The organism is Malikia granosa, from assembly GCF_002980595.1.
Classification (GTDB): domain Bacteria; phylum Pseudomonadota; class Gammaproteobacteria; order Burkholderiales; family Burkholderiaceae_C; genus Malikia; species Malikia granosa.
On the sequence record NZ_PVLQ01000127.1, the window covers coordinates 1 to 1,191 of the forward strand.

The following is a 1,191-nucleotide window of genomic DNA, read 5'->3' on the forward strand; positions in this document are numbered from 1 at the left end:
ATGGCAAAAGAGAAATTCGAACGGACCAAGCCGCACGTCAACGTCGGCACCATCGGTCACGTTGACCACGGCAAGACCACGCTGACCGCCGCCATCACCACCGTGCTGGCCAAGAAGTTCGGCGGCTCCGCCAAGGCTTACGACCAGATCGACGCGGCTCCGGAAGAGAAGGCTCGCGGCATCACCATCAACACCGCCCACGTCGAGTACGAGACGGCCAACCGCCACTACGCTCACGTTGACTGCCCCGGCCACGCCGACTACGTCAAGAACATGATCACCGGTGCCGCCCAGATGGACGGCGCGATCCTGGTCTGCTCGGCCGCTGACGGCCCGATGCCCCAGACCCGCGAGCACATCCTGCTGTCGCGTCAGGTCGGCGTGCCCTACATCATCGTCTTCCTGAACAAGGCCGACATGGTGGACGACGAAGAGCTGCTGGAACTGGTCGAAATGGAAGTGCGCGAGCTGCTCTCCAAGTACGACTTCCCGGGCGACGACACCCCGATCATCAAGGGTTCGGCCAAGCTGGCCCTCGAAGGCGACACCGGCCCGCTGGGCGAAGAAGCCATCATGAAGCTGGCTGACGCACTCGACAGCTACATCCCGACGCCCGAGCGCGCCGTGGACGGCTCCTTCCTGATGCCGGTCGAAGACGTGTTCTCGATCTCGGGTCGCGGCACCGTGGTGACCGGCCGTATCGAGCGCGGCATCATCAAGGTCGGCGAGGAAATCGAGATCGTCGGTATCTCGACCACCCAGAAGACCACCTGCACCGGCGTGGAAATGTTCCGCAAGCTGCTGGACCAGGGCCAGGCTGGCGACAACGTCGGCATCCTGCTGCGCGGCACCAAGCGCGAAGACGTCCAGCGCGGCCAAGTGCTGTGCAAGCCGGGTTCGATCAAGCCGCACACCCACTTCACCGGTGAGGTCTACGTGCTGTCCAAGGACGAAGGTGGCCGCCACACCCCGTTCTTCAACAACTACCGCCCGCAGTTCTACTTCCGTACCACGGACGTGACTGGTTCCATCGAGCTGCCGGAAGGCAAGGAAATGGTCATGCCGGGTGACAACGTGTCGATCACCGTCAAGCTGATCGCCCCGATCGCCATGGAAGAAGGTCTGCGCTTCGCCATCCGCGAAGGCGGCCGTACCGTCGGCGCCGGCGTCGTTGCCAAGATCATCGACTGA

General features: G+C 63.5%; 1 protein-coding gene. It reads left to right on the forward strand.

Annotated elements, in window-relative coordinates; translation table 11 throughout:
- The gene (tuf, locus tag C6P64_RS17440; RefSeq protein ID WP_105749800.1) at positions 1 to 1,191 is read left to right on the forward strand and encodes an elongation factor Tu; all 1,191 of its coding nucleotides are present in this window, start codon (positions 1 to 3) and stop codon (positions 1,189 to 1,191) included.